Genomic DNA, 25,272 nt, shown 5'->3' on the forward strand with positions numbered 1-25,272 from the left:
AACCAAAACTGTTCAACCCAAGGTTGCAACCAGTTCAACTTCGAACCCGGCCGCATCTTCCAGGTACGTAGCGTAGTGCGCAGCTCCCCCGGCGAATGGATGTTGCTCGGCAAACAGCAGCGTAAAACCATGCTCTTGCGCCTCGATGGTTAGCTCGTCGAGTTGCTGGCGTGTTCCGGCGTGGAAAGCCAAGTGATTCATCCCGGGTGCCTTACGTTGATGCACCGATTCGCTTACATCCGGGCCCGACTCAAGCACAATATAAAAGTCATTGTGGCGATAGCTAATACCGCTTGGCCAGGTGGAATCCACTTCGAAGCCAAGACGTAAGAATAGCCAACCCAAGGAACCAATACTGGCGCTCAGGTCGGCTACCCAAAGTTCAAGATGATGCAACATGTTATGGAGTCAGCACGAAGTCCCAAGGGTCGGAGTTCACCTGAGACACCTCGATCTGTACCTCATGGCCCAAATCCTGCAAGACATTTTCCAATGCGCGGGCGCCGGCGGAAAGCCACACCCACTCGGAGGCAAAGTGCGAGACATCGATTAGGAATGGATGTCCGCCTTCGGCAGCCTCGCGTGCCTCACTGGCAGGGTGATGGCGCAAATCTGCGGTGACGTAAACGTCTGCCTTGTGGGCACGGACCGCATCAAAGAGCGAGTCACCCGCTCCACCGCACAGCGCAATCTTGCGCACTATGCCCAGGCGGTCACCGGCCACCCGAACACCACCGGCAACTGCCGGAAGCACGGTAAAGACGCGTTCGGCAAAATCTTCGAGCTTCATCGGCTTATCTAAGAAGCCAACGCGGCCCAAACCTTCTTCGGGCAATCCATCCTTAGATTCAACCAGCGGGACACAGTCTTTGAGACCAAAGGCATCGGCCAGTGCATCATTGACGCCACCAATGGCGTTATCTGCATTGGTGTGCGCGGTCAGCAACGCGGTACCGGATTCAATCAACCGGTGAATCGCCTCGCCCTTAAAGCTGGTTCCGGCCACTTGGGTGACACCACGCAATAACAACGGGTGATGGGTGATCAACAGATCAGCCCCGCGGGTGATCGCGTCGTTGATGACCTCTAGGGTTGGATCCACCGCCATCACGATCTTCTTCACCGGTGCGGTGGTGCGACCGGTGACTAGCCCAACGGCGTCCCAGTCTTCGGCCAACGATTGTGGCCACAGTTCCTCGACCGCTTCGAGCACCGCGCCCAGCGTGGTGGGGCTGGCGCTAACTTCGGTCTCTGCGCCTTCCGTGGTCTCGCCGTTAACGGCGGAGAGGTTCGCGGACTGCGCAGCCGGAGCTTTTGCTGTCGGATTCTGCGGGGTATTAGCCTTGCTCTGCATATTTCTACCCTACGCGTTGAAACTGGGTGTGGAACATAATGCAACGCCGCGACGTTATGAACTCTGTGAGTACTCTCAGATTAGACACGCCCCATCATTTTTCCGCCTCGTTGACCGTCGAGGGCACCAAACTGACAACCTTCGTTTTAGCTGGCGGTTGTTTCTGGTGTTTAGACGCCGTGTATCAGCGCACCCGCGGAGTGCACGCGGTGCTCTCCGGCTATCAGGGCGGACACACCACAAATCCGGATTACCGCCAGGTCTGTACCGGAACCAGCGGTCACGCGGAAGTTGTCGCGGTGATTTTTGACGAGCAGGTCGTACCGGCGGAAATTATCTTGGACATGTTCTTCACGGTGCATGATCCAACCACATTAAACCGCCAGGGCTACGACGAGGGTACCCAGTACCGTTCGGCGATGTTCCCGCTGGACGAGGCACAGCGTGAACTCTTCCAGAGCGCGATTAACAAGTACACGGCACTGTACCCGAACCCGATCGTCACCACGATTGAGGAGTCCAAAGATTTCTACCCGGCCGAGCAGGTTCACCAAGATTTCTACTCGGAGAACCAAGAAGTCGGTTATTGCCGAGTCATTATTGACCCGAAGCTCGTAAAAGTCAGGAAATATTACGCCCAATGGCTTAACGAGTCCTGAGCGCTCAGCGAGCCGATTAGGCTTAGTACTGAAACTTAAGCACCACACGCCGGACAACAGCGGCCTGCATCAAGTCACGTAAGGATTGCATACAAATGGGCAAGATCTACAACAACGTCACCGAGATCATCGGTAAGACCCCTCTCGTTAAGCTGAACCGTTTGGGCGAGGGCCTGCCAGGTAGCGTCGCAGTGAAGCTGGAATTCTACAACCCAGCCAACTCGGTCAAGGATCGTATCGGTGTAGCCATCGTGGACGCAGCAGAAAAGTCCGGTGCGCTCAAGCCTGGCGGAACCATCGTGGAAGGCACCAGTGGTAACACCGGTATCGCCCTGGCCATGGTCGGCGCCGCTCGCGGTTACAAGGTCATCTTGACCATGCCAGAGACGATGTCCACCGAGCGCCGTGTCATGCTCCGCGCTTACGGTGCCGAGATCGTGTTGACCCCGGGTGCCGACGGCATGCGTGGCGCGGTCGAAAAGGCGAAGGAAATCGTCGCTACCTCGGATAACGCTATTTGGGCCCAGCAGTTCGCCAACACCGCGAACCCACAGGTTCACGCGGACACCACCGGCCCAGAGATCTGGGAAGACACCGACGGCAAGGTTGACGTGCTCGTGGCAGGTATCGGTACCGGTGGCACCATCACCGGCGCCGGACGCTACCTGAAGGAAAAGAACCCTAACCTGCTGATCGTTGCAGTGGAGCCGAAGGATTCACCAATCCTCAATGGCGGCAAGCCAGGCCCACACAAGATCCAGGGTCTGGGCGCAAACTTCATCCCCGAGGTTCTGGATACCGAACTGTACGACGAGGTTCTTGATGCGTCGATCGAAGACTCCGTTTCGGTGGCTCGCGCACTGGGTGTGAAGGAAGGCATTCTTGGCGGTATCTCCGCCGGCGCCGCGGTATGGGGTGCGTTGCAGATTGCTGCCCGTGAAGAGTACGCAGGCAAGCAGATCGTCACCATCGTTCCCGACTTTGGTGAGCGTTACATCTCCACCTTGCTCTTTGATGACATCCGCGGCTAATAACTAGTTTTCAAAGTCGTGAATAAATCGGCGTGACGCGCTGTTGGATCTATATAGGTCCTCCAAGCGGCTCACGCCGATTTGTCATGTTCCCTGTTTCAGGGCACGTCAGCTTGCTGCAAGCACAAAGGTTGTATTTATGAGTTTTTTCTCCCGGTTACGCGAAGATCTCGCCACCGCTCGCTCCCACGACCCGGCAGCCCGTAGTGATACCGAAAACTTCTTCGTGTATTCAGGACTGCACGCGATCTGGATGCACCGCTTGGCGCATAAGATGTGGCAGAACCCGTCGCTCAAATGGCCGGCACGCCTGCTCTCACAGGCTAACCGTGCAATCACCGGCATCGAGATCCACCCCGGTGCCACCATTGGACGGCGCTTCTTTATCGACCATGGCATGGGCATCGTGATTGGCGAAACCGCCGAAATCGGCGAAGATGTGATGCTCTATCACGGGGTCACCCTCGGCGGACGCTCACTGGCTAAGGTCAAGCGCCACCCCACCATCGGGGACCGCGTGGTCATTGGTGCCGGTGCGAAGGTACTCGGCCCGATCACCATTGGTGCGGACTCCGCGGTAGGCGCCAACGCAGTGGTAGTCAAGGATGCTCCAGCAGGATCCATTGTCACCGGCATCCCGGCGCAGAACCGCCCGCGCACTCCCGAGGAACGCAAGCCTGCGGTGGACCCGGCCGAATATATTGATCCCGCCATGTGGATCTAAATAATCGTGTTAAATCAATGAAGGACCAACGTTGTAAACGTTGGTCCTTCATTGTTTTTTGCGGTCTTTAAGCCTAGTTGGCTAGGTTATGCTCGTCGTTCTCGCCTGCAAGAACTTCAACATGCTCATCTTCAGGGTCCTGGGCCTGAGCGCCCAGCTTGCCGTGAGTGAGCTTGTTCATGATCATGGCAATCGCGCCGTCGCCGGTCACGTTGGTTGCGGTACCGAAGCTATCCAGCGCAATGTACGCGGCGAACATGAGGCCCACCTCGACCTCGCCGAAGCCAAGCATCTGCACCAGCAGACCAGCGGCGGCTGCAATGGCGCCACCTGGAACACCAGGAGCTGCGATCATCATGACGCCGAGCATCAAGATGAATGGGAAGTACGCGCCGAAACTGACGTCTCCGCCGGTAAGCATCAGAACTGCGATCGAGAAGCAGGTAATCTTCACCATCGAACCGGACAGGTGAATGGTGGCGCACAATGGCACCACAAAGCCTGCCACCGAATCGGAAACACCGTTCTTCTTGGCCGAGGCCAGAGTGACCGGGATGGTCGCCGCCGAGGAAGAGGTACCCAGCGCGGTGAAGTACGCGTCACGCATGCCCCACAGTGCCTTGAGCGGATTACGTCCAGACATCGAACCTGCGATGGTGTACTGAATCAGCAGAACGACCAGGGTCAGAGCGAAGGCGACTACTGCAACCAACAGGAACTTGGTGACCACGGTGATTGCTGAACCACTGGCCGAGAGGTCAAGGAAGATGCCGAAGATGAACAGTGGCAACGCTGGCACGATGATGCGGCGGATGACCATTTCGATGATGGTGCGGAACTCAACCGCTCCACGGAATAGCACGGTGCTGCGGAACGCGGTGAGGCCAATGCCGATTACGAAGGCCAGAATCAGTGCGCTCATCACGCCGATGATCGGTTCAAGCACAATCTCGGTGGCACCGTCGCCTGCGGAGGTTACCAAGGAAACGAATGGTTCGAAGCCGGATCCTTCACCTTCACCAATTTCTTCAACACCGCCGCCGGTTAGCGAGGCGGTGAAGAGCCAGCGGCTCACAAAGTATGCCAGCAGGCCAGCCAAGACGGTCGAGCCGTAAGCGATCAGTGCGGTCACACCCAACCATTTACCTGCACCCTTGCCCAATTCGGCAATTGCCGGCATGACCAAACCAAGGATGATCAGCGGAACAATGAAGCTCAGGAAGCCCGAGAAAATCGAGTTGTAGGTCAGGAAGACGCTACCGAGCCCCACCGGCATGACTGGGCCGAGCAAGATGCCGAGAATAATGGCAACGACGATCCACCCCAACAGAGGGATCTTTTTCAAAACGTTCATGTTCTTCCTTCAGGATGACGAGTGATGAGCGCTGTGCGAGAGATCGCACGACCCTGTGGCCTACGGCACGCCTTCATAAGCGTAAGGGCTCAAAGACCGTTCACAGAAATCTGTGGGTTGACTTATGGATACCAGAGCGCTCTTCAAGGCGAACTTGTACCTTTTGTCCACGGTTTATCGGGTCTGCAGGACATTCTGCACGGATCTCACGGTTAAGCACCGGTTAAACGCTAGCGCGGCAAGCCCCAAACGCTGTGCTCATGACATTGCCTGCGTCATATTGCCTACGGCGAGCGCGAGCATTGTTGCTGGGTAGGATTTAGCCTATGAGCCAACACCCTGCAGATACCCATGACATGATCCACGTCCGTCAAGCACGGGAAAATAATCTCCGCGGGGTGGACGCGGACATTCCTAAGCGACGGATCACCGCCTTCACTGGAGTATCTGGCTCAGGTAAATCCTCATTGGTCTTCGGTACCATCGCCGCCGAGTCCCAACGGCTCATCAACGAAACCTATACGGCGTTTGTGCAATCCTTCATGCCCTCGATGCCACGCCCCGATGTTGAGGTGCTAGATAACCTCTCGGCCGCGATAGTGGTGAATCAAGAACGTATGGGCGCGAATTCACGATCCACCGTAGGAACCGCCACCGACGCCTACTCGTTGCTGCGCGTGCTCTACTCGCGCTACTCAAGCCCAAGTGCTGGTGGCGCTGGCGCCTACTCCTTCAATTTAGGAGAGGGCGCGTGTAGCGCCTGCGAAGGTTTTGGTACCGAAGCAAGTATCGATCTTGATGAACTGTTGGACTGGGATAAAACCCTGAACGAGGGAGCCATCAAGGCCCCAAACTTTGCTCCTGATGCTTGGCTCTGGCAAACCCTCACCGCCGGCACCGAGCCAGATCTGGATCTGAAGCTCAAAGATATGCCCCAGGAAATGTTGGACCGGATGCTCTATGCACCCTTGGGCAAGGTCAAACTCAACGGCGCGAACATGAGCTATTCGGGGTTGATCACCCGCATCAAGACCAGCTACATTCACTCGGGTAAGGAAATTAAACAAGCACATATCCGTGATTGGATCGCCCGCATTTCTACCACGGCGCCGTGCACGGTCTGTGCCGGAACCCGTTTGAGCGAGAAGGCTCGCGCCTCAAAAGTCGCTGGCCTGGGTATCGCAGAGATGACAGCCATGCAGGTCAGCGACCTCTTGGAGGTCTTAGACAAGCTGGACATCGTTGACGCCGCTCCGCTACTGGGAAACCTGCGCGGCATCTTGGCTTCGCTCGTGCAGATTGGGCTTGGTTACCTCTCCTTAGATCGACCGGCCGGGACCCTGTCTGGCGGCGAAGCACAACGGGTCAAGATGATCCGGCATCTAGGTAGCGCACTGTCCGATGTCACCTATGTCTTTGATGAGCCCACCGTGGGACTTCACCCCCACGATATCCAACGCATGAACCGTTTATTAGCGGACCTACGCGATAAGGGCAACACCGTACTGGTAGTTGAGCACAAGCCCGAGGTGATCAAGATTGCCGACCACGTGATTGATCTTGGTCCGGGCGCCGGAATCCACGGCGGCACGGTAACCTACGCCGGAGATCTTCAGGGACTCTTAGCCAGCGATACCGTGACCGGACGGCACTTCTCAGCTCGTGTGCCTTTAAAGTCGGAAGTACGTCCGGGGAAAGAGCCGTTGCAGATTCGCGGGGCAAACACGCACAACCTGAAAAACGTAGACGTGGACATCCCTCGCGGCGTACTTTGCGCAATTACCGGAGTGGCAGGTTCAGGTAAGTCCACACTCATCCACAGCACCATCTCCAAACGCGAAGACGTTGCGGTGGTGGACCAGTCAGCCATTCGTGGCTCTAGGCGCAGCAACCCGGCTACCTACACCTCGATCCTTGACCCTATCCGCGCGGCGTTCGCCAAGGCTAACGGGGTCAAACCAGCATTGTTCAGCGCCAACTCCGAGGGTGCCTGCCCAAACTGTAACGGCGTGGGATTCACTTATACGGATCTGGCGACCATGGCGGGCGTGCAATTGCTCTGCGAACTCTGTGAGGGAAAGCGCTACACCGCGCAGGTACTGGAATACCGATTGGACGGGCTGAACATCGCAGAGGTCCTCGACCTGAGTATCGAAGAGGCATTCGAACAGCTGAACATCCCCAAGGCAAAAACCACCTTAGAACGCTTAAACCAGGTGGGACTTGGCTACATCAAGCTCGGACAACCGCTGAACACCCTTTCCGGCGGCGAACGCCAACGCCTGAAACTAGCCATCAATCTGGGCAAAGGCCAAGGAACCTACGTATTAGATGAGCCAACCACCGGCCTACACATGGCAGATGTGGACCGATTGTTGGGACTACTAGATGAAATGGTGGACGAGGGAAATACTGTGATTGTCATTGAACACCATCTAGCGGTCGTTGCTCATGCAGACTGGGTGATCGATCTGGGACCCGGAGCCGGCCACGACGGCGGAACCGTCGTCTTCGAGGGAACCCCGGAACAACTGGCGACCTCGGGCACGCTCACCGGTCAACATCTTGCCGATTACACCGTAGGCAAGTAATGGACTATGAGTTGCGCGCTCCCCTACCGAAAGATGCAGCTGCGCTCGCCGAGCTGCATGTGCACTGTTGGAAGGAAACCTATGCCAAGCAACTGCCCGACGACTACTTCACCGAGGAGCATTTGGTCTCCTGGCGCCAACTGTGGGAACGACTGACACAAGACGAGGACCGCAACTTACGCCGCGTCGTAGCCGAAGGCTCCAAAGGATTTCTCGGCTTTGCGCTCGCCGGAGGAAAACCGGGAGGCGAACTGCAACTTTTTAGCCTGTACGTAGTTAGCTCGAACCACGGCACCGGACTCGGGCAGCAGCTATTCAACGCGGTTTTAGGGCTGCAACCGGCTTCGTTGTGGGTGGCGCAGAATAATCCGCGGGCCACCGCGTTTTACCGACGCAACGGTTTTGAATTTGATGGGGCTCAAAAGGTAGACCCCAAGACGCCGGGGCTGACCGAATTGCGGATGTTCCGCACTTAGCCGGCGGTGAGCAGCTTGAGGATTTCCGGGTCGCTCTCACGTCCGAGCTTCGCATCAATCTTTAGTACCAATTGTGCTTGTCGCAGCAGCGTGTCGTATTCGGGGCGTACTTCCGGGTTCAGGCGGATCCCCATGGAACTAAGTCGCTTGGATTGGGACAGTGCAAGATCTTTGACAATACCGCGAATCAGCAGCAGGTCCTCGGGTTGCACGCTCCAACGCATCTTGTTGATTCGTTGCCACTCGCGTTGCTGGGTATCATCCAGGCCCTCGGGCATTTCGCCCTGTGCCTGGAGGTGGTCGAGCATGGTTGTGCCTAGATTTTGTTCTCTGCTGTTGTCGGCCAGGCAGTGGTCTATGGCGTTCTGCACGCGTGCCCACCACTGCCCGGCACTATCAACTTTGGTACGAAATTGCATAGTTCTGACCGCCACATAGGCGCCTATGGCTGCAATGATGACGGTCAGTAGCGGGGCCAGCCATAATAGCCATGCCAACGCCGAAGAACCTGATTCGTATCCGTTCATGAGCCGAGTCTAGCCCGGTGATCTTTCCTCCAGATAACGAACGGGTTTGGGATCTTGGAATGTGCTCCATCCGAATGCCTGCCGCTGCCATTAAAGTCAACAGTCCGCGCCCCAGTTTCATCCCAAACCTATGGTTCAACGGACGAAAGTGGGGGCGCAGACTTTTGCTATTGGGGTTAGCCAGTAATCAGTACTTGCTACGAAACTACGACCTCTGCATGGGCGGCAACCATTCCCAGGATCAGGAGGATCCATAGTGCAAGCCAGGCATAACCGATGATCAGGCCTGCTAACGCCATTCCGCGACCCGACTGCCCCGTTCGTTGGATTTGGTTTAGCGCAAGATGCCCAAAAATAATGCCGAAGAAACCGGTGAGGATTCCTAAAATAAGTGCCAGAATGGCGAAGACATTCGTCTCAGGTTGAGTATTTTGTTGATAAATCGGCTGTCCATCCATCGCGTACCCGACCTGAGGTCCGGGTATTGGCTGACCGCTGACCCCAGCCTGTGTTGCGTTTCGGGCCGAAGATTTTGAACCGAGCGCAACGACAACAACAATGATTGCCACAATTACCGCAGCGACAACTAGCAACACCAACAAATGCCAGCCTTGTATCCCAACCATAAAAACTCACTCTCCGAATTCTTCTTATCCCATGAGTCTTGTCTACAAAATTTGATCAGACAAGTGATGATATGGGCAAACAATTATCCTTATACTGCTTTCAAGGCTTTGGTTTCGTCAACCAATCTGCGTCACAGGCCGATATTTGCAGTCGATAAAAATTGAAGATCCGGCATTTTTATGGTCGGGACACCTAAGCAACGCCAGTGAAGTTCTCAACATGCGCTGTGCTAATCACTAGATGCGCACGAGCATCTTTCCGGTGTTAGCTCCCTGCATCATGTTCAGGAACGCCTCTACGGTATTTTCGATGCCGTCAACAACGGTCTCGTCGTACGCGATCTTGCCCGCGGCAAACCATTCGCCCATCTTTGCACCGAATTCTTCGGACAGGTGTAGGTAGCTGGAGAGGGTGAACCCCTGAAGCTTGAGCCCACGGGTGATCAGGTTGGCCATATTGTCAGGCCCAGCTAGCTTCTGTGTGGAGTTGTATCCGGAGATCGCACCGCACAATGCTGCACGTCCACCGTTGTTAAAGGAGGCCAAAGCTGCCTCTAGGTGTTCTCCACCCACATTATCGAAGAATACGTCGATACCCTCGGGAGCTGCAGCTGCTAGTTGACCGCGCACGTCGCCGTCTTTGTAGTTGAACGCTGCGTCGTAGCCGTATTTGCTGGTAAGTAGTTCTACCTTTTCAGCACTACCTGCCGATCCGATAACTCGCTTGGCTCCAAGCAGTTTCGCAATCTGGCCAGCTGCGGTACCCACGGCGCCAGCCGCACCGGAAATAAAGACCGTGTCGCCTGACTTCATCGAAGCAATCTGCGTCAATCCCACATACGCGGTCAGTCCGGTCATGCCAAGGATGTGCAACCTTAGGGACAACGGCATTCCCGGAACTTCTGGAATCTGATTAAAAGTAGCTGCATCATCCTGAATAGTGTCAGACCAGCCGTGCTGGTGCAGTACTACGGCACCTACAGGCACCTGATCCGATGCCGATTCTACGACTCGTCCGACTGCTCCGCCGGTGATCGGTCCACCAATTTCGTAGGGCGCTACATAGGAGCGAGCATCACTCATGCGTCCACGCATATAGGGATCAACAGAGATAAATTCGTTTTTTACTCGAACTTGCCCGGCTTTTAGTGGACCGTAGCTGGTGTTCGTGACGTTGAAGTTTTCGGCAGTGGGCCACCCTGTGGGACGGCTAGCAAGCTGAATCTGGGTACTGGTAAATTCACTCATGGTAATGAGCACCTTTCTTAGTTTTGCTTCTGGAACGAAAAATTAGTTGCTCAGGCCAATGATCATGAAAACCACCGCGAACAACGGGAAAACGCCTTGCTTGAGGGCCGATGATTTTTTATCTGGGCTGGACAAGAGCAATACCGTGGCGGCTAACAACATGGAACCAGCCCCCGTGAGCAGTAGAGTGGCGCCGATGGTCTGCTGTCCGAGGAAGTAAAACACCACGCCGAGTGCTGCCGCGATGCCGAGGAACAGGTTGTAAAAACCTTGGTTAAAGGCTAATTCCTTAGTGGCTTTCGCTTCCGCTTCGGTGGTACCGAATGTGGCACGTGCCCGCGGGGTGGTCCACCACATGGATTCCATCAGGAAAATGTATACGTGAATTAGTGCTGCTAAGACACCAAATACGAGTGCGGTAATGATCATGGCTTCTCCTGAGTAAAGTTTTTCGAACCACGTCGTTTTGTAACGACCATTTCAATATATACTGGAATGGTCGTTACCGAAAGAGGGAGGTTATGTGATGGCAAGAACACTAGCTTTTAATCGGGCGCAAGTCATCAATGGTGCACGGACGGTTTTTTGGTCCAAGGGATTCGAGGCCGCTTCCATACCGGAGCTTGAAGACGCCACTGGTCTGAGCCGTTCAAGCATCTATAACTCGTTTGGTTCTAAGCGAGGACTCTTTGATGCAGCAGTAGAGAGCTATCTCGAAGAAATCGTCCGTCCCCGGCTTCAGCCGCTGTTGACCACCCCGGTCAATCCCACTGCGGTGAGTGAGTATCTCGAGAGACTCGCCGAAGCCTTTGAACGCACCGAATCCTTGCCCGCAAATCACGGCTGTCTCTTGATCAATACGGCCAACGCTCCAATTTCCCAGGACCCTGAGGTAGCGCGGATTATTGGCGAATATCGGGCCGAACTTCAGTCGGCATTACATCGCGGAATCCTCGCGGCCCTGCCAGCAGTGGATGCTGCACAAACGCAAATGCTCGCCACGGCCATTACAGGACTCGTGGTAGCGTCGTTCACCTTAGTGCGTATCGCACCGTCCGAAGCCGTGCAGCTATTGCGCACCGCGCAGTCATTGCTTAACGATCAAGACTGACACCTGGCTCGATAGCCACAAACACGGAATGCAGATGATCAGAATTTGTCGACGGACATAAATCTGGCTCCGATGTGACTCCCGGTTGATCGCTGAGCCGTGACGCTCGCCGAGGGGCTGGCGAAAACTTCGGTTTGCTACCAAGCCTGAGGTTGCGAAATGTCCTCTACGCACGCTTTCTTAGGGTCAATCACCAGCCACAGTTTCGGGTCATCCCCATTGTATAGGCGATCAAATTTCCCTGACTATTCACCGCTGGCTTTCACGATCAGAGGATTTAACGGATATAAGATCGGCTCGTAAAGCTCCCTTTCGGGGTACACGTTACGGTGGCGACAGGACAAGCTCAGATGCATGAATATCTCGACCAGCCACTATCTTTTTGGATACTGTACGGCATCTTGCTCGTGGGTTTATGCGCTGCAGGATTGTTCCTGTTGAGGCGATCCAGGCTGAACAGAAACGGTCGATTTCTCGCGGGATCCGCCGTTTTACTCTCTGCACTTTCCTTTGCGATTCTGCTTTATCCGGTGCAACTAGATGGAGTCTCGTGCGGAATTGGGGCTGGCGCGACTGGATGGAGCAAGGAAGATCTCCAGCCGTGGTTCGGCGCTACGGATGCAGAAATGCAAGATTTCCGAAGTTGCAGGGCTGCTCAATGGAGGTTTTTTGCAATAGGACTCTCGGTGTTTAGTCTGGGGATTGTTGCCATGTTTACCTCATTGATTCCCCGATTTAGGGCCCATTCAACTTCTTGTAAGTGACCTGATCCGCGCCGCGCAACGTAGAAAACTCAGAACCCGCTTCTTAAAGACAACGCCCGCAGGTTCAAAACCTGCGGGCGTTTGAGTAGCTTGCGAAGACTAGTGGGTGTCCACTGCTTCGATCTCGGTGCGGTCACCGCTCCACTGAGTGTGGAAGGTGCCTTCCTTATCGGTGCGACGGTAGGTGTGTGCACCGAAGAAGTCACGCAGACCCTGAGTCAGGGCAGCTGGTAGACGGTCGCGGCGCAGACCATCGTAGTAAGCCAGCGATGAGGAGAACAGTGGTGCTGGGATACCCAGCTGTACTGCAACCGACACTACGCGGCGCCAAGCCGGAACGGCCTTAGCAATAGCCTCGGAGAAGGCTGGTGCGAAGAGTAGATTGACCGGCTTCTCATCTGCCGAGTAAGCAGCAGTGATGTCCTTGAGCAGTGCTGCACGAATAATGCAGCCTTCGCGCCAGAGGCCGGCAATTTCATCCAGCTTTAGATCCCAGTTGTATTCACCGGCGGCAGAGGTCAGCATGTCGATGCCCTGCGCGTAGGAAACCAGCTTGGAAGCGAATAGTGCCTGACGTACATCTTCAATGAAGTTCTCCGGCAGGGTCACCTCGGTGGTCTGTGCTGCCAGAACCTGCTGGCCGACGGCGCGAATGTCGCGCTGGCTGGACAGTGAACGAGCGAAGACCGACTCGGCGATGGCCGAAACAGGTGAACCCATATCCAGACCGGACTGTACGGTCCAACGACCGGTGCCCTTCTGTCCGGCGGAGTCCTGGATGACGTCTACCAGTGGCTTACCGGTGGAAGCATCGGTGTGACCGAGGACCTCTGCGGTGATTTCAATCAGGAAGCTGGACAGTTCGCCCTTGTTCCAGTCAGCGAAAATCTCTGCCTGCTTAGCTGGCTCGATGCCTGCTGCGTGGCGCATCAGGTCGAAAGCTTCGCCGATGACCTGCATGTCGGCATATTCGATGCCGTTGTGGACCATCTTTACGAAGTGGCCGGCACCATCGGTGGAAATCCATGCGCAGCATGGGGCTCCGTCGTCAGCCTTAGCCGAAATCTTTTCCAGCATTGGGCCTAGTGACTTGTAGGACTCTGCGGAGCCGCCTGGCATGATCGATGGGCCAAGCAGTGCGCCCTCTTCGCCACCGGAAACGCCGATGCCAACAAAGTGCAGACCCTTTTCGGCCAATGCAGCTTCGCGGCGACGAGTGTCAGTGTAGTGCGAGTTGCCGCCGTCGATGACGACGTCGCCTTCTTCGAGCAATGGCACCAGCTGATCGATGACCGAATCTACCGGACCGCCAGCCTTCACCATGATCAGGACGCGGCGCGGAGTTTCAAGATTTGCAACGAGCTCTTCGAGCGATTCGGTGCGGATGAAGTCGCCTTCATCGCCGTGGGCCGCAAGCAATGCGTCGGTCTTTTCGATCGAACGGTTGTGCAGGGCGACGGTGTATCCGTTGCGGGCGAAGTTACGGGCTAGGTTAGCGCCCATCACGGCCAGACCTGTGACACCAATCTGTGCAGGCATAAAAATAAGTCTCCATCAGTTACCGGGGAGTTGTACCGTTTTTGGAAACCGGGAACTCACGGCCTCCATCACGGCCATGTGACGCTTACTAGTCTACGCGCGCTGGGCCACCGATTCCCAGACCTAAGCAAGGTTTAAAGCATATTTATTTCGTACCTTTGTGGTGCCCGAGCAACGTGACCAGCAGTTATTGGCTAAACTGGCGCCATGGCAACTAGTCTCCACGCTCATGTGGTTGAGCATCTCGGATCCCGCATCGTCGGCGGCTCCATCCCCCGCGGGTCCATCGTTCTCGCCGCAGATCTAGAGCAAAAGCTCCAAGTCTCACGTTCCGTGATCCGCGAGGCGGTACGTGTTCTTGCGCAATGTGGCCTAGTCACCAGCACTAAACGCGTCGGCATTAGGGTTTTGGGTCCCGAAGAGTGGAACCCGTATGACGAGAACGTGATCCGTTGGCGCCTAGCTAGTGATCAGAAGGGTGCGCAGCTTCGTTCACTGACCGAGCTACGCATTTCGGTGGAGCCAATGGCCGCCGAATTAGCCGCCGAGGTAGCCCCGGAAGCCATGCGTAAAGAACTAATGCTGATCTCGGCACAGATGAATCATTACGGCCGACAAGGTGACCTGCGTCGTTTCTTGGAACTGGACATCCGTTTCCATGCGTTGGTGCTCGCAGCTTCCGGTAATGAAATGTTCGCCAACCTCGCCACACCTATTGCCGCGATTCTGCGCGGACGCACCGAACTTGGGTTGATGCCAGAACGTCCTCATGAGGAAGCGTTGGCGTGGCATCAGTCGGTGGCCGACAGCATCTCAAATATGGACGCGCAGGGAGCACGACGCAATATGGAAAGCATTATGCGCCGCACACACAATGAGATCTGCAGCCTCTGGGAAGGTGCTCCACGCGTATTTGTGGATCCCATCGCGAAAAAATAGGCTGACCCGACAAGCATTCCCAACAGATTTAGTGCAACGGCTCGCATTTAATCACTAATCAGATACTAATCAGAGATTCTTTCCTTTTGCTAAGTCGCGCCCAAAAACTATTTTCGTTCCGCCCCACCTCACGTATGGTGGGTGGCACGCGAGAAAACACCGCGAACAACTAAATAGTCTTCCGAACACTCGTAACTGGTATTTCCCGGACCTTCGTCGGTGTGATCCGAACCGGTTACGTATGGAAACCCAGGGGCGCGATAGCCGGGTCTACGACTCCCCAACGCAAGGTGCCATGTGTTGTGCACGCGGGCACTTGAACTGGTTTTGTTTGGTCTTGCTCTTGAGGCCCAAAACCACGTGCCGAAGGGTAGAGAGTCCATGTATCTCGCAGCAGCGGTGGACAATAATTCCACCGACATTCTCGCCGTAGCCAATTCGCCGTTCCTCTGGGCCTGCGCCATCGGAGTATTCCTGGTCATCATCATCCAGAGCGTGATCTATATGAAGGCCGCTCAGGTCGCCGCCCCACATATTGGCATGACTCACCAGGAGATTAAGACAAGTTTTCGCGCCGGCGCAATTTCGGCTTTGGGCCCGTCGCTGGCAGTAGTCATGGTGGCCATCGCTTTGCTGACGGTCTTTGGCACCCCCGCGGTGCTGGTTCGTATCGGTCTGATCGGCTCGGTCTCCTACGAAACTGCCGCCGCCGCGATTGCCGCGAATTCGGCCGGAGCCGAACTTGGTGGCCCCACCTATACCCAGGCGGTCTTCGGCTTGGCGCTGGCCGCGATGAGTCTGGGTGGTGCCATGTGGATGATTGCCACACTGATCCTCACTCCCCTGCTCAAACGCGGTGACTCAGCGTTACGCAAGGTCAACCCGGCCATCATGTTGGTCGTTCCCGGCGCGGCAATGGTTGGAGCCTTTATGGTGCTCGGACTCGGTGAGCTGCCCAAATCCTGGATCCATGTGGTCGCCTTCGGATCCTCAGCGCTGATCATGACGGTACTCATGATTATCGCCAAACGTGTGGACCGGCCTTGGATCAAAGAATGGGCCCTAGGTATCGCCATCATCTTGTCGCTAGTCATCACCCACCTGGCCACCCGAGCCTAGGTCACCTACGGATTTAAGGAGTACGCCATGCCAGAGTCAACTCAAATCCACGATGCGCTCGGAGCCTTCGACAAGACCACCTCGCGCTGGGGCCGAATCACCATGATTATTGGCCTGTTCTTCTCGCTCGCGGCGCCGACCTACCTAGTCTTCTTTTCTGGATTGGACATTGAAATATCCGGAATCCTCACTGCCTTCGCCGCGCTAGCTGCGGTGTTCGGAGTGATCTGGATTGTCGAACCACTAACCTACTACCCCATCTTGGGCGCCTCCTCGATGTATCAGGCGTTCATGATCGGCAACATTTCCAATAAGCTTCTGCCCGCGGCAATGATCGCCCAGTCGACCATCGGGGTAAAACCCGGCACGCGCAAGGGTGAGCTCGCCTCCGTGGCGGCTATCTGCGGTGCCGCGGCAGTGCACTTGACCTCATTGTTCATCTTTGTCGGGTTGCTCGGAACCTGGTTAGTCAGTGTGATCCCCGCCGATATCGTCCAGACCGTGCAGCTGTACATCCTGCCCACGGTGATGGGCGCCGTGCTTATCCAGGCAATCGTTTCGCAGAAGTCTCCGCGAGCGGCGGTCATCGCACTGGTGGTTTCGCTCATTGTGGTTTTCGTACTTTCGCCACTCTCACCGAAAATGGCCTTGTTCTCCACCGCGATTGCAGTGATTTCCACCGCCGTGCTGGCCTGGGTGCTACGCGACCGTCAAAGCACGGATGTGGCAGAGCGAGCCGAGGACGAAACCCCGCCCGAGGGTCCCGTCTACTAAATCTCAAGCCAACTGAGCCGGAAGGTACACAAGGACAATGAGCAAACTCCCAAAATCGTTAACCATGACCGAGGCGATGACCGCCGATCTGCAAAAAACCTACAAGCATCTACACGCTCATCCCGAGCTTTCCATGCAGGAGAAGCAAACGGCGGATTATCTCGCAGGGCGATTGGAGGCCCTGGGCCTTGAGGTATTTCGTTGTGGCGGCACCGGAGTCGTCGGCGTCCTGCGCAACGGGGATGGTCCGGTGATTGGGTTTCGCGCCGACACTGATGGACTGCCGGTACTGGAAGACACCGGATTAGATTACGCCAGCACAGACACCGGCCATCTTGAAGATGGCACCGAAGTTCCGGTGATGCACGCCTGCGGTCATGACACCCATATGGCCACCGCGTTACAAACCGCCGAGCTTTATGCCCACGGAACCGATGACTGGGCAGGAACGATCGTATTCATCTTGCAGCCCGGTGAGGAAGTCGGTGCCGGCGCCAAGGCCATGGTCGAGGACGGGCTGTGGGAGCAGGCTCCCAAGCCGGAGGTGATCTACGGACAACACGTGATGAACGGGCTGGCCGGGACCGTGACCATTATGGAAGGGGCTGCGATGACCACCGCCGATTCCTACCGCGTCACCGTGTACGGTCAGGGCTCACACGGTTCGATGCCGGAGCATTCCATTGATCCAATCGTGCTTGGTGCGGCCATGGTGATGCGCCTGCAGACTATTGTTTCCCGGCAGGTGGCACCACAATCCGCGGCGGTAGTCACCATTGGTTCTTTCCATAGTGGGTTGAAGGAAAACGTGATTCCGGATCGGGCAGTCTTCACGCTCAACGTGCGAACTTTTGAACCTGAGGTCCGCGAGACCGTACTTACCGCGATCCGGCGGATCATCTTGATGGAGGCCGCAGCGTCCGGGGCGCCAGAACCACTGTTCGAGGAACTATCGCATTTCCCACCGTTGCATAATGACCCGGTCGAGACCGCGGCACTGACCGAGCAATTCCGCGAAGAATTCGGCGCCGAGCAAGTTCATCCGGGCCACCCGGTGATGGGCAGTGAGGACTTTGGTGCATTAGCTTCGGCAATCGGTGTGCCGAGCGTGTTCTGGTTTTTCGGTGGCAATACGGCGCAGACTCTTGCCGCCGGCACACCACCGGCAAATCACTCACCGTTTTTTGCTCCGGTTATCGAGCCGACGCTCAGCACCGGCGTCCAAGCCGCGGTGTGTGCTTTATATTCTAAGCTTCGAAAATAGGTGCAAAAAATCCCACAGCCCCCGTTAGAACTCGCGCCGGGTGCTGTGGGATTCTTGCAGTGATACTTAGGAAATCATCTTGGCGATGGCGTAGAGCACCATCACGCAAGCGAAACCGACCAACGAAACTAATGCCTGGCCAACGGTCCATACCCGCAACGTGGTGGGTACATCCATCTGGAAGAACCGTGAAATCAGCCAGAAGCCCGAGTCGTTGACGTGGCTGGCGAAGACCGAACCGGCGGCCAATGCAAGCACCATCGTGACAACTTCGAAAGAACTGAGCGAAGAATCGGCCAGCACCGCAGGCTGAATAATCGCCGCAGCAGTAGTCAGTGCGACAGTTGCTGAGCCCTGAGCCACGCGAACAATTGCGGCAATCAAGAAGCCCGCAATGATCAGTGGCAGACCGACCGATTCCAGCGAGGAGGCGATCGCGTCGCCAATACCACTGGCTCGCAGTACTCCACCGAACATGCCACCGGCACCGGTGATCAAAATGATCGAGCATACCGGGCCCAACGCCGAATCGACGATGGTTTCAATCAGCGTCTTTTCTTTACCCTTACGGAAGCCCAGCAGGTACATGCCCAGCAGAACGGTGATGATCAGCGCTACCGGTGTTTCACCGAGCAGACGCAACCACTGAACCCATGGGGCCTTCGGGTCGACAACCCCGGCCGAACCGAGCATGTTCAACCCGGTGTTCAGGAAGATCAAAACCAGCGGCAGCAATAACAGGCTAAAGACCGTGCGTACCGAGGGGGAAGATTTGAAGTGGTTCTTGTCCTGACCGTCGCCTAAGGCGGCATTCAAAATATCAGGAACCGGAATGTCGAACTTCTTGCCCACAAACTTGCCGAAGAGGTGACCGGCGAAGTACCAGGTTGGGATCGCAACGATGAGACCAAAGACCAGTACCAGACCGACGTTGGCGTTTAGCAGTCCCGCTGCGGCTACCGGGCCTGGGTGTGGTGGGACAAAGATGTGCATCGCGGAGAATGCGGTCGCGGCTGGAATACCGTAGAACAGCAACGAGCCGCCCAGTCGGCGAGCGACGGTGAAGATGATCGGCATCATGACTACCAGGCCGGCGTCGAAGAAGATCGGGAAACCGAACAGCAGCGAGGCTACAGACAGTGCCAGCGGTGCACGATGTTCACCGAACTTCTCGATCAACCAGTTTGTCAGTACTTCAGCGCCACCACTGGTTTCCAGCATTCGCCCGAGCATCGCACCCAGTCCGACAAGTAGCGCCACACTGGCTAGTGTGCTGCCAAAACCGGAGGTCATCGTGGTGATGATCGAGCCTGCCGGAATACCCGCAGCGACCGCGGTGAGCAAGCTGGTGAGCACCAACGCGACAAAAGCGTGCACGCGGAAGCGGATAATCAGCAGCAAGAGCAGCGCAATAGCTGCCACCGCCACACCTAGTAACGCTGGGGTGCCCAGCGTCCAGTTCATTTCGAGCTCAGTAGTCATTGTCGTCCTTGATCAATGGAAGTAAGTATTTCGCTACGGGTTTAAAGCTTCGAGAAGATCACTGACGATCTGCTCAGGGGTGTGTGCGATCTCTGCGAGCAAAACATGTTCGTCGCTGCTAGGTTCTTCCAGCGTCGCCAACTGGCTGGTGAGCAATGAGGTCGGCATGAACTCGTGCTTGCGTGCCGCCATACGTTCGCCAATCAACTGCTTGCCACCGGTGAGGTGTACAAAGAGCGTGTCTGGTTCGTGACTACGAATTAAATCTCGGTAAGAGCGTTTGAGTGCCGAGCATGCAATGATGACCGGTGTTCCCGCCTTGTTGCTGGCCGAAAGTTTTTCGCCAATATTGTTCAGCCATGGCGTGCGGTCCGCGTCATCCAGGGCGATCCCCGCCGCCATTTTGATGCGGTTTTCTTCTGGATGCAGGGCATCGCCATCAATGAATTCCTGCTCCAATTTCTCGGCAAGCAGGGCACCGATGGTTGATTTACCGGAACCGGAAACTCCCATTACGATGATGGGCGTTTTGTTAGTCGTCATTTATCCACTCCGTCGTGCGCGAACCTAATATCAGCTTTTATGGAACTTGTGGTTCATAAAAGCAGATTTAAACAGCCTAGAACCGACACGCCACGCTGTCAAGGAATCAGAAACGGACAATTTGCCGATATTTTCTTATCCCTTGTCAGCTAAGGAATAGGCATTTTTCCGGTGTAACCTTCACCTTCAGGTTGAATCTTTCCTGAAAATTTCATTAAAAATCATGGGAACTCGTGGAACTACTACTCAATGTCGAGTATTGTCACCATCAAGTAGGTCAAACCCGACCACTTCTGATAGCTAGACCATTGGAGAGAACCATGGGATTTATTGGATGGATCGTTCTGGGCTTGATTGCTGGCGCTATCGCGAAAGCAATTTTGCCAGGTAAGCAAGGCGGCGGCTGGATCGCAACATTGGTCCTCGGCGTCATAGGTGCCCTCGTTGGCGGTTGGATCGGCCAAGCCGTCTTCAACGCCGATGTCGACAAGTTCTTCTCGCTGTCTAGCTGGTTGCTTGCCATCGGTGGCTCACTGGTCGTTTTGGTCATCTGGGGCTTCATTACCAAAAAGAGAGCTTAGTTGGTCATGGAGGTAAGCATTTCGCCTCGATAACAGCAAAAAGGATGGTCCGCCGTCCGGCATATGCCGGTCTGCGGACCATCCTTTTTGCAGTCTAGACTCGCCAGCGCAAACGACTGTCGGTTTTGGAACTCTTGCAGGTGTAGGTCTTACCAGCTTTGGACTTACCCTTTTTGAACTTATCTACGCTCTTGCAGAAAGCTCCTGGATGTACGGAGCCCTTAACATAATGGCTCTGGATTTTCTTCGGGGTTTTCGGCTTAGAACTGTCTTTGCTTCCACCAGGTTTGATCGTCTTCACCTTGGCGGCCTTCTGGTTCTTGCAGGTGTTGAGCACCTTTTTCATCGCGTTCTTCTCGGCACTGGTCACCGAAAGCGCGTACTTCTTCTTGACGCTCACCTGAGTAGCCACATACTGGCAGCGGAAAGATTTATTCTTCGGCAGCCACTCGGCAGTGTTCTTAGCACCCTTCTGACGATTCGCAGAAGCCGAGGAAGCCATCAGATTTAGCGGGTCGTTAGCTAACGCCTGACGTTGCGTCTGCGAGAGTTTCTGCCCACCGGAGATCCAGGCGTTTTTCAGCGCGACCACGTGGTCGATATCAACCGAACCAGAATTCACTTTCCAGTTAATGCGCTTACCGCTGTAGCTATCTTGCAAGGTTCCGGAGCGCACAGTGCATTTCTTACGGTCTTTGAACTTCACCTTGGACATATCGCGCGACAACGTATCTTGGCGTTCGTCGCACTTATCCTTATCAAAGTCCTTCCACCCGTTGCCGAACTTCTTATTTCGGTTATATCCGGTAGCCGGAGCCTTACCTTTAACCGGCAACGAGTTCAGGACGGTCATTGCTTTCGGCCCGGTGAGTTTTGCGCCCGGCTTGACCTTCTTAGAGCCCGTAGACGCCAAATCGGCCACGAAGGATTGCTCAAGCGGGACATAGCTTTGGGTGAATTGGGCAGTTGACTGTTCTCTTTCAGCGGCATTTGCGCAGCCGGTGAGTGCCAACGCACCAATCGCGAACATAGCCAAGACACGGCGCAGCATAAAACTCCCCAAGTGATGCGAATGAATGGTGATGGTCAAGCGCCGAATTATCGTGCGATCTTCAACCAAATAGGAGCTTACCCCGTCCCTCCCCCAAAATCTGAAACCTCGCGGCATTCAGCTTCAGTCACCGTAACTAACGGCATTCAAGCCACCTGAGTGCAAGGTCAAAGCTCACCATGCCGTGTCACTGACTCCAGTAAGATTTGAACCAGTAGACATTTTGGCCAGCTCTAAGGAAGCACATGACAAACACCGCCTCCGACGCCACCAAGCCGATAAAATCTCGCTCGCGGTGGCAGCCAACTCCGGGAACCGAACGTACGCTGTGGCGTGGAATGATTCATGCCTGGGTCAGTCCGTTGGTGATTATTTTGGGGCTCCTGATTGTGGTCTTGGCGCAGGGGCAGGCCGCCGAGTGGTCCGCCGCGGTATTCGCGTTGACCTCCATTACCCTCTTCGCCACCTCGGCGATGTATCACCGCGGAAACTGGTCACCGCAGACCACCGCGTGGTTCCGTCGCGCTGATCACGCAAATATTTTCTTGTTGATCGCTGGCACATACACGCCCATTGCGGTGCAAATCCTTGATCGCTCGCAAGCGACCCTGACCTTGTCGATCATCTGGGCCGGAGCAATACTCGGGATTCTCGTTAAAACCTTCTGGCCAGCGGCTCCACGCTGGTTTTCCGTGGTCCTATACATTCTGCTTGGTTGGGGCGCGGCGATGGACATCCCCTCCTATTGGGCAGCCAGCCCCGCGGTCCTGCTGCTGGTCTTAGGCGGTGGCCTGTTCTACTCGATCGGCGCGGTGTTCTACGCAACCAAACGTCCCAACCCGGTCCCGACAGTCTTCGGATTCCACGAGCTTTTCCACGCCTGCACGGTGGTGGCCTTCGGTTGCCATTGGATCGCAGTGTTGCTGGTAGTTCTGTAGACGGTATGAAAAAACAATGGCTTCGATCCTAAAAGATCGAAGCCATTGTTATTGATGCGGTTTTTAGCGCAGCTTGTAGCGCAGGCGAATAAACGCCAGACCAACCAAGGAGATGACCGCGATAGCCATGTAGTACAGGCTCGGCGTTTCCAGCGAACCGGTAACGCTGAGCAACCAGGTCAGCACCAGCGGTGCGATACCGCCAAGTAGCGTGACACCCACGTTGTAGGTCACCGAGATCCCCGAGCCACGAATAGCGGCTGGGAAGAGCGCGGAAATCAGTGCCGGCAGTGGTCCGAAGTAGAAGGACATGATCACACCAAGTAACGCGATCACCACCACCATCACCGGGATGCTCGGATTGCTGGTCATCAGCTTAAACAGTGGCCAGGCCAGGACCAAGGCGCCGACGGCTGCCCAGGTCATCACCTTGGCAGGTCCCACTCGGTCCGCCAGGTGGCCAATCATTGGAACGGTGATTAAGGTGATCACACCGGCTACTACTCCGCCAAGGAAGGCGGCATCTGCTGGGATATTGAGGTTCTTGACCGCAAAGGTTGGCATGTACAAGATCATGTAGACAGAAATTGTTGCCACACCGATGGCCGCGGAACCAGCCAATAGTCGGCCGTAGTGCTGGCTAAACAATTCACCCAGCGGCGACTTGCTCTTCTTGGTGGTAATGAACTCTTCGGTCTCTTCGAGTCGCGCACGAATGTAGAGTCCCACCGGGCCAATCAGCAGACCGACAAAGAACGGCACACGCCAGCCCCAACTTTCCAAGGCTTCTTGGGACAGCTGCGTGGTCAGTACGTACCCAAATCCGGAGGCCAGCAACATCGACACACCCTGAGCAGCCACTTGCCAGGAGGCGTAGAACGCCTTCTTATGCGGGGCACTTTCGATCAAGAACGCGGTGGCCGTACCAAACTCGCCACCGGCGGAGAATCCTTGGATGAGACGCGAAAGCAAAATGATTAGCGCACCCCAGACTCCGACCATCGCGTACGTGGGGGCGACGGCCATGATGAGCGTGCCAAGCATCATCAGCATCAAGGTTAGCGTCAGCGCCTTCTTGCGTCCCTTACGGTCTGCGTAACTACCTAGGATCATTCCGCCCAGTGGACGGATCAGGTAGGAAATCGCGAAGGTCGCAAAGGTCAGGATCAGCGCGAAGGATCCATTGGATTCGGGGTAGAACAGTTTCGCAATAGTCGTAGCGAAGGTGGCGTAGACGATGATGTCGAACCATTCCAGGGCAGCGCCGATGGAGGAGGAAATCACCGCCTTGCGTGCAATCGCTAGTTGTTGCGGTGTCGCCTGTGGCGTGGCGGTGCTCATGCCGAGAGCTCCTGCACCAGGCGCAGGATGAAGTTTTCGCAATCAACAATCTGGGATAGTTCAATGAATTCATCCGGTGCGTGCGCCTGAGCAATGTCGCCAGGTCCACACACTACCGATGGGATTCCGGCGGCGGCGAACAGCCCAGCTTCGGTGCCATAGGTGACCTTCTCGTCGGTGGCGATCGCACCGCAGGCGGCGGCCAACGCGACGATTTCTTCTCCGGGATCGGTGTCCAGTCCCGGGGCGCCGGCAACCTGTTCGAATTGCACCGAGCCGGCGGAATTTACCTGCTTCATTTCAGCGTCAAGCTGCGCGGCATAGTCACGGAACTGCGCGATCAGCGCGGCCCGGTCCACCACTGCCAGCGAACGGAATTCAAAGTGCACCACGCACTTTGAAGGGATGGTGTTTACCGCGATTCCGCCGTCAAAGCGGTTCACGTTCATGGTGGTGGTTGGCTCGATAAACGCGTCATCGCTCGGTCCGTCGTTGCGCAACTGAGCCGAAATTTCTTCTACGTAATTGGCAAAGCGCAATGCGTAGGAGATCGCATTCAGTCCCTCGCGTGGCAGCGAGGAGTGGGCGGCAACGCCGTTGAAGGTCACCTGGAAAACGTTCATGGACTTGTGCCCACGAATCGCGCGCATGCTGCTCGGCTCACCGATGACCGCTCCGCGTGGGGACAGCTGCTGCGCGGCGATTTCCTCCACGAGGCTCACCGCTCCCACACAACCGACCTCTTCGTCATAGGACAGGGCCAGGTGGATTGGTTCGGTCAGTTTCGCTGCGGTAATTTCCGGCAGTTTGGCCAGGATTACCCCGATAAAACCCTTCATGTCGCAGGTGCCGCGTCCGTAAAGCTTGCCATCGCGGATCTGCGTGCTAAATGGTTCGCTGGACCAGTCCTGTCCATCTACCGGGACCACGTCGGTGTGCCCGGAAAGCACGATGCCGCCGGTGCGCGTACCGTCGCTGGCCGGGATGGTGGCCAGCAGGTTCGCCTTGGAGCCGTCCTCGTTGTGGATCAGCTTCGAGCTGATTCCCGCTGCATCCAGCTTCGCCACCACCAACTCGATTAGCGGCAGGTTACTGTCGCGGCTGGTGGTATCGAGGCTGATCAGTTCATTGATCTCGGCCATCGTCGTTTCGGCTGGTGCAGCCATGATGAACTCCCGTATCGTCGGTAAAGCTAGTGATGGGTTCATCGTTTCACACCAAGTCACCACGGTAAAG

At 55.9% G+C, this 25,272-nt stretch carries 25 protein-coding genes; 12 read left to right on the top strand and 13 right to left on the bottom strand.

Annotated elements, in window-relative coordinates:
• Nucleotides 1-12 precede the first annotated feature (12 nt).
• Together CQ011_RS02625 and CQ011_RS02630 are read right to left on the bottom strand one after the other, a co-directional pair.
• Nucleotides 13-399, bottom strand: coding sequence for a VOC family protein (locus CQ011_RS02625; protein WP_105674355.1), 387 nt, complete (start codon nt 397-399; stop codon nt 13-15).
• A gap of 1 nt (nt 400) precedes the next feature.
• Nucleotides 401-1,354 (bottom strand): Nif3-like dinuclear metal center hexameric protein, encoded by a 954-nt coding sequence (locus CQ011_RS02630; RefSeq protein ID WP_286161060.1) that lies wholly within the window; start codon nt 1,352-1,354, stop codon nt 401-403.
• A gap of 131 nt (nt 1,355-1,485) precedes the next feature.
• Between CQ011_RS02630 and msrA the strand changes: the two genes are divergently transcribed.
• The 3 genes from msrA (at nt 1,486) to epsC (ending at nt 3,768) form a co-directional block, all read left to right on the top strand.
• Nucleotides 1,486-2,013 (top strand): peptide-methionine (S)-S-oxide reductase MsrA, encoded by a 528-nt coding sequence (msrA, locus tag CQ011_RS02635; protein WP_105675006.1) that lies wholly within the window; start codon nt 1,486-1,488, stop codon nt 2,011-2,013.
• 95 nt (nt 2,014-2,108) lie between these two features.
• The gene (gene cysK, locus CQ011_RS02640) at nt 2,109-3,044 is read left to right on the top strand and encodes a cysteine synthase A (RefSeq protein WP_105674357.1); all 936 of its coding nucleotides are present in this window, start codon (nt 2,109-2,111) and stop codon (nt 3,042-3,044) included.
• A gap of 139 nt (nt 3,045-3,183) precedes the next feature.
• The gene (epsC, locus tag CQ011_RS02645; RefSeq protein WP_096253942.1) at nt 3,184-3,768 is read left to right on the top strand and encodes a serine O-acetyltransferase EpsC; all 585 of its coding nucleotides are present in this window, start codon (nt 3,184-3,186) and stop codon (nt 3,766-3,768) included.
• A 73-nt stretch (nt 3,769-3,841) separates the two neighbouring features.
• On the opposite strand, the gene CQ011_RS02650 is transcribed toward epsC, so the two are convergent.
• A complete protein-coding gene (locus tag CQ011_RS02650) occupies nt 3,842-5,122 on the bottom strand; it encodes a dicarboxylate/amino acid:cation symporter (RefSeq protein WP_105674359.1) in 1,281 nt (426 codons plus the stop codon).
• 326 nt (nt 5,123-5,448) lie between these two features.
• Here CQ011_RS02650 and CQ011_RS02655 point away from each other — a divergent pair, with 326 nt between their 5' ends.
• Together CQ011_RS02655 and CQ011_RS02660 are read left to right on the top strand one after the other, a co-directional pair.
• A complete protein-coding gene (locus CQ011_RS02655) occupies nt 5,449-7,713 on the top strand; it encodes an ATP-binding cassette domain-containing protein (RefSeq protein WP_105674361.1) in 2,265 nt (754 codons plus the stop codon).
• Nucleotides 7,713-8,189: a GNAT family N-acetyltransferase gene (locus tag CQ011_RS02660; RefSeq protein WP_105674363.1), complete on the top strand. Its 477-nt coding sequence runs from the start codon at nt 7,713-7,715 to the stop codon at nt 8,187-8,189. The genes CQ011_RS02655 and CQ011_RS02660 overlap by 1 nt, the downstream gene beginning before the upstream one ends.
• Here CQ011_RS02660 and CQ011_RS02665 read toward each other — a convergent pair.
• From CQ011_RS02665 to CQ011_RS02680, 4 genes are all read right to left on the bottom strand, one after another.
• Nucleotides 8,186-8,716, bottom strand: a complete 531-nt coding sequence (locus CQ011_RS02665; protein WP_105674365.1) for a hypothetical protein — start codon at nt 8,714-8,716, stop codon at nt 8,186-8,188. The genes CQ011_RS02660 and CQ011_RS02665 overlap by 4 nt on opposite strands.
• Nucleotides 8,717-8,913: 197 nt before the next feature.
• Nucleotides 8,914-9,342, bottom strand: a complete 429-nt coding sequence (locus tag CQ011_RS17960) for a DUF4190 domain-containing protein (RefSeq protein WP_219844172.1) — start codon at nt 9,340-9,342, stop codon at nt 8,914-8,916.
• A gap of 237 nt (nt 9,343-9,579) precedes the next feature.
• Nucleotides 9,580-10,590 carry an NADP-dependent oxidoreductase gene (locus CQ011_RS02675; RefSeq protein WP_105674367.1) on the bottom strand — a complete coding sequence of 337 codons (1,011 nt, stop codon included), beginning with the start codon at nt 10,588-10,590 and terminating at the stop codon, nt 9,580-9,582.
• A 42-nt stretch (nt 10,591-10,632) separates the two neighbouring features.
• Nucleotides 10,633-11,019 carry a DUF1304 domain-containing protein gene (locus CQ011_RS02680; RefSeq protein ID WP_105674369.1) on the bottom strand — a complete coding sequence of 129 codons (387 nt, stop codon included), beginning with the start codon at nt 11,017-11,019 and terminating at the stop codon, nt 10,633-10,635.
• Nucleotides 11,020-11,116: 97 nt separating this feature from the next.
• Here CQ011_RS02680 and CQ011_RS02685 point away from each other — a divergent pair, with 97 nt between their 5' ends.
• A complete protein-coding gene (locus CQ011_RS02685; RefSeq protein WP_105674371.1) occupies nt 11,117-11,701 on the top strand; it encodes a TetR/AcrR family transcriptional regulator in 585 nt (194 codons plus the stop codon).
• 863 nt (nt 11,702-12,564) lie between these two features.
• Here CQ011_RS02685 and gnd read toward each other — a convergent pair.
• The gene (gnd, locus tag CQ011_RS02695; protein WP_105674375.1) at nt 12,565-14,004 is read right to left on the bottom strand and encodes an NADP-dependent phosphogluconate dehydrogenase; all 1,440 of its coding nucleotides are present in this window, start codon (nt 14,002-14,004) and stop codon (nt 12,565-12,567) included.
• A 207-nt stretch (nt 14,005-14,211) separates the two neighbouring features.
• Between gnd and CQ011_RS02700 the strand changes: the two genes are divergently transcribed.
• The 4 genes from CQ011_RS02700 (at nt 14,212) to CQ011_RS02715 (ending at nt 18,100) form a co-directional block, all read left to right on the top strand.
• Nucleotides 14,212-14,943, top strand: coding sequence for a FadR/GntR family transcriptional regulator (locus tag CQ011_RS02700; RefSeq protein ID WP_105674377.1), 732 nt, complete (start codon nt 14,212-14,214; stop codon nt 14,941-14,943).
• 381 nt (nt 14,944-15,324) lie between these two features.
• Entirely contained in the window at nt 15,325-16,062 is a 738-nt protein-coding gene (locus tag CQ011_RS02705; protein ID WP_105675010.1) for a DUF5058 family protein, read from the top strand.
• 27 nt (nt 16,063-16,089) lie between these two features.
• On the top strand, nt 16,090-16,836 hold the full coding sequence (locus CQ011_RS02710) for a hypothetical protein (RefSeq protein ID WP_105674379.1): 747 nt from the start codon (nt 16,090-16,092) through the stop codon (nt 16,834-16,836).
• A gap of 37 nt (nt 16,837-16,873) precedes the next feature.
• A complete protein-coding gene (locus tag CQ011_RS02715; protein ID WP_105674381.1) occupies nt 16,874-18,100 on the top strand; it encodes an amidohydrolase in 1,227 nt (408 codons plus the stop codon).
• 66 nt (nt 18,101-18,166) lie between these two features.
• On the opposite strand, the gene CQ011_RS02720 is transcribed toward CQ011_RS02715, so the two are convergent.
• Together CQ011_RS02720 and CQ011_RS02725 are read right to left on the bottom strand one after the other, a co-directional pair.
• On the bottom strand, nt 18,167-19,582 hold the full coding sequence (locus CQ011_RS02720) for a GntP family permease (RefSeq protein WP_105674383.1): 1,416 nt from the start codon (nt 19,580-19,582) through the stop codon (nt 18,167-18,169).
• Between the two features lie 33 nt (nt 19,583-19,615).
• Nucleotides 19,616-20,125 carry a gluconokinase gene (locus CQ011_RS02725; protein WP_105674385.1) on the bottom strand — a complete coding sequence of 170 codons (510 nt, stop codon included), beginning with the start codon at nt 20,123-20,125 and terminating at the stop codon, nt 19,616-19,618.
• A 320-nt stretch (nt 20,126-20,445) separates the two neighbouring features.
• Here CQ011_RS02725 and CQ011_RS02730 point away from each other — a divergent pair, with 320 nt between their 5' ends.
• Nucleotides 20,446-20,706 carry a GlsB/YeaQ/YmgE family stress response membrane protein gene (locus tag CQ011_RS02730; RefSeq protein ID WP_105674387.1) on the top strand — a complete coding sequence of 87 codons (261 nt, stop codon included), beginning with the start codon at nt 20,446-20,448 and terminating at the stop codon, nt 20,704-20,706.
• A gap of 94 nt (nt 20,707-20,800) precedes the next feature.
• Here the strand turns inward: CQ011_RS02730 and CQ011_RS02735 are convergent, their stop codons facing one another.
• Complete coding sequence (locus tag CQ011_RS02735) at nt 20,801-21,796, bottom strand: HNH endonuclease family protein (RefSeq protein WP_286161061.1); 996 nt, start codon at nt 21,794-21,796, stop codon at nt 20,801-20,803.
• Nucleotides 21,797-22,002: 206 nt separating this feature from the next.
• Here CQ011_RS02735 and trhA point away from each other — a divergent pair, with 206 nt between their 5' ends.
• Nucleotides 22,003-22,695: a PAQR family membrane homeostasis protein TrhA gene (gene trhA / locus CQ011_RS02740; RefSeq protein ID WP_105674391.1), complete on the top strand. Its 693-nt coding sequence runs from the start codon at nt 22,003-22,005 to the stop codon at nt 22,693-22,695.
• A gap of 63 nt (nt 22,696-22,758) precedes the next feature.
• Here the strand turns inward: trhA and CQ011_RS02745 are convergent, their stop codons facing one another.
• Nucleotides 22,759-24,036, bottom strand: a complete 1,278-nt coding sequence (locus CQ011_RS02745; RefSeq protein WP_105674393.1) for an MFS transporter — start codon at nt 24,034-24,036, stop codon at nt 22,759-22,761.
• Nucleotides 24,033-25,202, bottom strand: coding sequence for an acetylornithine deacetylase (argE, locus tag CQ011_RS02750; protein WP_181147961.1), 1,170 nt, complete (start codon nt 25,200-25,202; stop codon nt 24,033-24,035). Before argE ends, CQ011_RS02745 begins: the two co-directional genes overlap by 4 nt.
• Nucleotides 25,203-25,272 lie beyond the last annotated feature (70 nt).

The sequence above is a fragment of the Arthrobacter sp. MYb213 genome, assembly GCF_002979915.1.
In the GTDB taxonomy this organism is placed as follows: Bacteria; Actinomycetota; Actinomycetes; order Actinomycetales; family Micrococcaceae; genus Glutamicibacter.

Bases quoted from the DNA above. Each gene is read 5' to 3' on its own strand.
- CQ011_RS02625 (WP_105674355.1), bottom strand. From the start codon at position 399: ATGTTGCATCATCTTGAACTTTGGGTAGCCGACCTGAGCGCCAGTATT.
- CQ011_RS02630 (WP_286161060.1), bottom strand. From the start codon at position 1,354: ATGCAGAGCAAGGCTAATACCCCGCAGAATCCGACAGCAAAAGCTCCG.
- cysK (WP_105674357.1), top strand. From the start codon at position 2,109: ATGGGCAAGATCTACAACAACGTCACCGAGATCATCGGTAAGACCCCT.
- epsC (WP_096253942.1), top strand. From the start codon at position 3,184: ATGAGTTTTTTCTCCCGGTTACGCGAAGATCTCGCCACCGCTCGCTCC.
- CQ011_RS02650 (WP_105674359.1), bottom strand. From the start codon at position 5,122: ATGAACGTTTTGAAAAAGATCCCTCTGTTGGGGTGGATCGTCGTTGCC.
- CQ011_RS02655 (WP_105674361.1), top strand. From the start codon at position 5,449: ATGAGCCAACACCCTGCAGATACCCATGACATGATCCACGTCCGTCAA.
- CQ011_RS02660 (WP_105674363.1), top strand. From the start codon at position 7,713: ATGGACTATGAGTTGCGCGCTCCCCTACCGAAAGATGCAGCTGCGCTC.
- CQ011_RS02665 (WP_105674365.1), bottom strand. From the start codon at position 8,716: ATGAACGGATACGAATCAGGTTCTTCGGCGTTGGCATGGCTATTATGG.
- CQ011_RS17960 (WP_219844172.1), bottom strand. From the start codon at position 9,342: ATGGTTGGGATACAAGGCTGGCATTTGTTGGTGTTGCTAGTTGTCGCT.
- CQ011_RS02675 (WP_105674367.1), bottom strand. From the start codon at position 10,590: ATGAGTGAATTTACCAGTACCCAGATTCAGCTTGCTAGCCGTCCCACA.
- CQ011_RS02680 (WP_105674369.1), bottom strand. From the start codon at position 11,019: ATGATCATTACCGCACTCGTATTTGGTGTCTTAGCAGCACTAATTCAC.
- CQ011_RS02685 (WP_105674371.1), top strand. From the start codon at position 11,117: ATGGCAAGAACACTAGCTTTTAATCGGGCGCAAGTCATCAATGGTGCA.
- gnd (WP_105674375.1), bottom strand. From the start codon at position 14,004: ATGCCTGCACAGATTGGTGTCACAGGTCTGGCCGTGATGGGCGCTAAC.
- CQ011_RS02700 (WP_105674377.1), top strand. From the start codon at position 14,212: ATGGCAACTAGTCTCCACGCTCATGTGGTTGAGCATCTCGGATCCCGC.
- CQ011_RS02705 (WP_105675010.1), top strand. From the start codon at position 15,325: ATGTATCTCGCAGCAGCGGTGGACAATAATTCCACCGACATTCTCGCC.
- CQ011_RS02710 (WP_105674379.1), top strand. From the start codon at position 16,090: ATGCCAGAGTCAACTCAAATCCACGATGCGCTCGGAGCCTTCGACAAG.
- CQ011_RS02715 (WP_105674381.1), top strand. From the start codon at position 16,874: ATGAGCAAACTCCCAAAATCGTTAACCATGACCGAGGCGATGACCGCC.
- CQ011_RS02720 (WP_105674383.1), bottom strand. From the start codon at position 19,582: ATGACTACTGAGCTCGAAATGAACTGGACGCTGGGCACCCCAGCGTTA.
- CQ011_RS02725 (WP_105674385.1), bottom strand. From the start codon at position 20,125: ATGACGACTAACAAAACGCCCATCATCGTAATGGGAGTTTCCGGTTCC.
- CQ011_RS02730 (WP_105674387.1), top strand. From the start codon at position 20,446: ATGGGATTTATTGGATGGATCGTTCTGGGCTTGATTGCTGGCGCTATC.
- trhA (WP_105674391.1), top strand. From the start codon at position 22,003: ATGACAAACACCGCCTCCGACGCCACCAAGCCGATAAAATCTCGCTCG.
- CQ011_RS02745 (WP_105674393.1), bottom strand. From the start codon at position 24,036: ATGAGCACCGCCACGCCACAGGCGACACCGCAACAACTAGCGATTGCA.
- argE (WP_181147961.1), bottom strand. From the start codon at position 25,202: ATGGCTGCACCAGCCGAAACGACGATGGCCGAGATCAATGAACTGATC.